This is a genomic window from Tenacibaculum sp. SZ-18, from assembly GCF_002813915.1.
Taxonomy (GTDB): Bacteria; Bacteroidota; Bacteroidia; order Flavobacteriales; family Flavobacteriaceae; genus Polaribacter.
This window is the reverse complement of the sequence record NZ_CP019335.1, coordinates 1-5,887: the sequence shown is the minus strand read 5'-3', so window position 1 is coordinate 5,887 and position 5,887 is coordinate 1. Positions and strand designations below refer to the sequence as shown.

General features: G+C 35.2%; 2 protein-coding genes. Both read right to left on the bottom strand.

Going from position 1 to position 5,887, the window contains the following annotated elements; genetic code table 11:
- Positions 1-4,515, bottom strand: a 4,515-nt coding sequence (locus BTO06_RS00010) for a PKD domain-containing protein (RefSeq protein WP_198517112.1), incomplete at its 3' end; no start/stop codon positions are given.
- Between the two features lie 681 nt (positions 4,516-5,196).
- On the bottom strand, positions 5,197-5,887 hold a 691-nt coding region (locus BTO06_RS00005; RefSeq protein ID WP_100923344.1), incomplete at its 5' end, for a tellurite resistance TerB family protein.

Genomic DNA, 5,887 nt, shown 5'->3' with positions numbered 1-5,887 from the left:
GCTCCCCGTTGGAATATCATTTACTGTAATAATTTGTGTATCAGAATTAATACAACCTCCCGCTGTAATTACTGAATATGTAATAGTAACAGACCCACTCGCCAAACCAGTAACTGTACCACTTGAAATATCTACAGACGCTATACTTAAATTCGAGCTCGACCAAGAACCTCCACTTGTTGTACTAGCCAAATTAATACTTTTTCCAACATTTACAGTGTTTCCTCCTGTTATGGTCTGAGTAATGGGATCACTAACCCTTATCCTTACAGGAACTTTTGAACTTTCACACAAACCATTAGAGTGACTAACAAAATATGTTGTTTCTCCTGACACCGATGTACTTGGAGTTGGAGAAACACCAAGAATTGAACTACCATCAGTATCATACCAAATTAAAGTTCCAGAAGCCATTGCAGTTAATTGAGATGCCCCATCTCCCACACAATACTCAACATTACTTACTGTTGGTAAAGAAGGTGTGGCTATCTCCGAAATCTGTACTACAGAAGATTCAACTTCTCCACAAAAAGAAGCATCGGTTAACACAACCTTATAAAAACCTGGTTTCAAGCCTGTGTAGCTACCATCATTATCACCGTTCGTCGCTGAATCATCAATAAAAACTCCATTTAAACTATTCGAATACAAAAGGTTATAAACATAAGGTAAAGTTCCTCCTGTTCCACTTATGCTAATAGTTCCATTATTTAATCCTTGACAACTGTTAACAGATGAAATTGTACTCAAAGTTGCAGCAGTAGAATCCACTACTGTTACTGTAATATCATCTATAGATGTTGCACATGATACCCCATTAGTTACAGTCCATCTTAAAACTGCCGTATCTCCTGCATCTGCATTTGTTAATGTTAGACTTGTAGTTGGACTACTTGGACTATCAAAAGAAACTAATAATCCTCCCGTTGGAGTCCCTACCACACTCCATGATCCCAATCCTATGGTCGGAGTGACTGCATTTAATTGCGGATTCAAAGTACAGATGTTTATTGTAGAACCGGCATCTGCAACACTTGGAGCTTCATAAACATTTATACTTAACTCATCTTGATTTATACAAGTACCATTATCCGTTTGCCAAGTAAAAACATAAGTACCTTCTGTATTTAAATTAGTAATTGTAGTAGTCGCAGATGAAGCATTGGTTATTGAAGGTGTACTTGAACCTGTACTTACTCCTGAATTATAAATCCAAGTTCCAGAGGTAATTGTATTTGCTGCCATAGTTGCAACCCCACCATCAGTGGGGCAAAGATCAATATCTGATCCAGCATAAGGAGTATCTAAAGAAAGATTAGAAATTGTGACAGTGTCAGTAGTGGTAGTGCAGGATGATCCCGAAGGAATAGTAATTTCATATTGAAAAACATAAGTATTACCAGTAATGATAGTAGCTGTAGCCATATTATCATTCAATGCTGTAATTACAGGAACATCTGAACCAGATGTACTAATCAATGTCCATGTACCTTGTGAACCTAATGTTCCCTCAAGTAAAACATTATCTACACCACATAAAGTCTGATCGTCGCCTGCATCTGCTGGAACAACAACATTAAGCGTTAAAGTTGCTGATGTTGTTAAAGTAGTATTACAGGAAGGATCTGGGCTGGCATACTCAGGAGATGTGGTCCATCTGTAAACATATGTTCCCGTAACCAAACCACTCACAGTAGCGTTACTATCTGAAATATCGCTTATAGAAGCTCTGTTAGGTCCAGAAACATACTCCCAAACTCCGACACCAATAATTGCTGGATTTGCGTTTAAGTTGGTTGATGTACTACAAACATTTAAAGTACTTGAAGTTAGACTCGCTGGTGTTGGTGTATTTGTAATTGAAAAAGAAACTTTATCATTATTTGCACAATCGGCCGTAGCTATTCTCCATTCAAACTCATAAATACCATCTTCTAAACCACTAAACGTCGCTGTATTACTATTAATATCAGATACACTCCAACCTGCGGGACCAAAAGTTTGAACCCACCTGCCTTCGTTTGGAGAATTTACAGCTGTTGCACTCATAGTCACAGAATTACTTCCACAAGATGTATTATCGATTCCGGCAGAAGCTACAGAATTGAATAAAGATACAGTAACTGTATCTGAAGTGACATTACTTGGACAGCTGGGGTCTACAGTAGACCATCTAAAAATATAATTCCCTTCAACTAAACCGGATACTATCGCACTGGGATCATTTATATCGGAAAAAAATGCCGTATTGGGTCCTGATAATTGAGACCATGTACCTATTCCAACCGAAACTTGGGTTGCTCCTAATGATGTCGATGACACACCAGAAATACATTGATCTGGTCCAGCTTGAGAAGTAGCGGGACCAAAATTATTATTTGTTGTAATTATAACGTCATCATTTACAGTTCCACAGGTATTAGAAATTGTATATGTAAAGGTATAAATAGTATTCCTGTCGAGTCCCGAAACTATTGCTTTAGGATCATTTGGATCTGAAAATGAAACTCCAGCCGAAGGCGTTACACTCCATGTTCCAAGTTCGTTTTCTAAAATATCATTAGCCTGTAATTGATATGACCCAGCACAAATGTTATTATCGGGGCCAGCAAAATTACTTGCAGGATTAGGAACAGAAGTAGAGACAGCAACTTTAACTTCATCTATATTATTTGAACTAATTACTCCGTTAGGACCACTACTTATACTCCATCTAAAATAATAAACACCACTTGTTAAACCTGTGACCGTACTTGTTGGATTTGAAGGATCTATTATAACTCCTGTATTAGGACCACTAACTTGAGACCAAGTTCCAATTCCTTGGGTAGGTGTATTACCTGTAAGTGATGCTGATGTGCTCGGTGTACATATATAAATATCAGTTCCTGCATTAGCTCCTCCTGCTGTTCCTGAAACCTTTACTGTAATTACATCATATACTGAAGTACAACCATTTTCCACATCACCATTAGGATCTCTTTCTACACCCACAATATATGTTCCAATTTCAGCAAATGTTAAAGTGAAATTATTCCCTCCTGTTGAATTACCTGAAGATACTGCACCAATTCCACTATAATTTGTTGGTGTAATTCTTGGAGTAGCATTGGGTGTTGATAAGTATGTACCATTAGGTGCGTCTAAAATACTATAACGTGTCGTTGAACCTGTATCGTCTCTGATTAAACCAAAATTGACTGTTGCAATTCCCGCACCATTCAAATTAGTAAATATACATTCTGATGGTGTTCCATTATCAGTAATTTCTACATTGAGAGGTGTTTTGATAAAACGAATTGAAACATTATCAGTTGAAACGCAGTTACCATCTGGACTTGTTATTGTATATCTAAATGTATAATTGATTCTACTGGCGTTACCTCCAGCTGTTTCACTTAACCCTGTTACTAGCGTAGATGGATTGTATGGATCGACTATAGTAACACCTGAAGGCCCTCCTATCTTCGTCCATTCGATTGTTTCTCCTGCTTTTTCAGGTGGATCTGCAACTAATAAATATTGTGTAGTTGGATTCGAAGGATTTGCGCAAATCCTAATTACATCATCGTCTATTAAATCCCTTGCGCGTGTAACACTACCAGACGGAGCTGGAACATTTATTGTTACTGTATCTGAACCATTTGCACATGGACCGCTTACACTCCATCTAAGAACATATGTCCCTTCTATTAAATTTGAAACCCTAGTTGTATTATTATTAATATTTCCAAATGAAGGATTATTAGGTCCACTTACTAATTCCCATATTCCTTCTTGCCCACCTAATCCACTACCACCAAAAGAAGCATCTAATCTATAACTTGTATTAACATCAAAACAAGAGTCTAAATCTACAACTGCATTACTATCTGCGCTTACAACTGACTCTCCACCAATATTTGTAACTGTAATTGTAGAAACACCATCACATGTTGCTGGATTACCGTCAGTAACTCTCCACTCTAAAACGGTTTCACCTGAACTAGTCTCGGGTAATGAAATTTGGGTGGTGGGTGAATTTTCATCAATTATGATAATATTTGCATTATTCGTACCGATTATGTTCCACTCTCCTGTAAAACCAGGATCAGGAGTATTTGCTGATAAATTATAATTACCTGGACATCCTAATATATTAGTACCTGCATCAGATAATGGAGAATATTTTACTTCGTAAGTAACAATTTGGGATGTTACAATTGAATCTGTACAGACTCCTGTCAATCTAAACACATAAGTATTACCAGCAGTTGCTCCAGTTACTGTTGGAGTATACGATGCTGGATCACTCATACCTACAGACGGCCCTGATACTTGGGTCCAAATAATTGAAACAACATTGGAATCTCCAATACCATCGAGAACAATTCCCTCACCCTCGCATACGCTTCCACCTACGCCAGCATTTATAGAGCAATTTTGAGAAAAAGATGTAACCGTAGTACTAATTAAAAAAAATAAAAAAATGAATTTATTAAGTTGAATTTTTGGATTGAAAAAGTGAATGAACATAGGGGAAATTTAAATAATTATTATGTCGGGGAATACCTCTACAATTTCTTTATAGGATATAAACATTACTTCAACCAATATTTGGTTTAAGTATAATCATTAATCAAAAATTTAGATACTAATTGAAAATGAAAACGTTTAATTTTTTTTCATTTTCATATTTGTTAAGGAAAGAATTTTATTAAACAAAGAATAGAATTCTCCTTAATTAGAGGAGTATTGCTATAATAATATTCAAAATGTTTGTTGTGATGCAGCCATCCTATCTTAATATTTGATATGGACTTTTTATCAAATATCAGACATTGATTTAATGAAAAGAAAACATTAAATGTTAATGGGGATTTAACAGAGTAAAAATATGTGAGCATTAAACTACATAAGAAATAATTTTCCTTTTTAGAAATTGTACAACACTTAATCATAATCTACATTTTAATTATTAAGTGTAAGTGGATAGTTACTTTTAAATTACGGAAGTATTAAAAATTAGTTACCAACAAAATGTATTTATTGTAAAAATAAGAATACGTGGTTTTGACGCCATCTTTATTTAATACCGTTGATAATCAATTTATAGCCTTGGAAAACTCAAAGGGGCTTAAGTGGGGGGACAGAAGGACTGTGAAGTTTAATTTTCTTATATGCTAAATATACAATTTTTTTTTTAATTACACATGCCTAAAAATTTCTTTCTTGTTTTAACGTTTCATAAGCCTTTTGTATGCTTTGAAACTTTTCTTTAGCTGTATTCATGTGTTCCTCTCCAATATCTTGTAGTCTGTCTGGATGAAATTTCTTAGCCATCCTTCTATAGGCTTTTTTAATTTCATCGTTTGAAGCCTCTCTTTCAATTTCTAAAATTTTGTAAGCGGCATCAGCTTCATCGTAGAACATTGCTTTTATTGACTCATAATCTCTATCATTAATAAATAGATAACCTGCTATTTTCCTAATCATCTCTTCTTCCGAAGCTTGAACAATCTCATCTGCCTGGGCAATACCAAAAAGAAAATGAATTAACTGTAATCTTGAGGAATGAGACATGTGTTCACGTATTTGAATACAAACTTGTCTAGTTGAAACATCCTTTTTTATAACACCATTAAAAAGTTTAAAAGCACGATTAGCTCTTTCTTTTCCGTATAGTTTCGTAAAATGGGTTCTTACAAAATCGAGCTCTCTTTTATCAACATTTCCATCTGATTTAATTACTACAGACGCTAAAACCAACAAACTAATTTCAAAATCTCCTGAAGTTGATGTTTTAACTTTTGGTCTTTTTTTACTTCTTTTACTATAATCTTCTTGTTCACTTTTGTATTCTTGAACACTTACTCCACTATCTATTACACTTCCAATGGCATAGCCT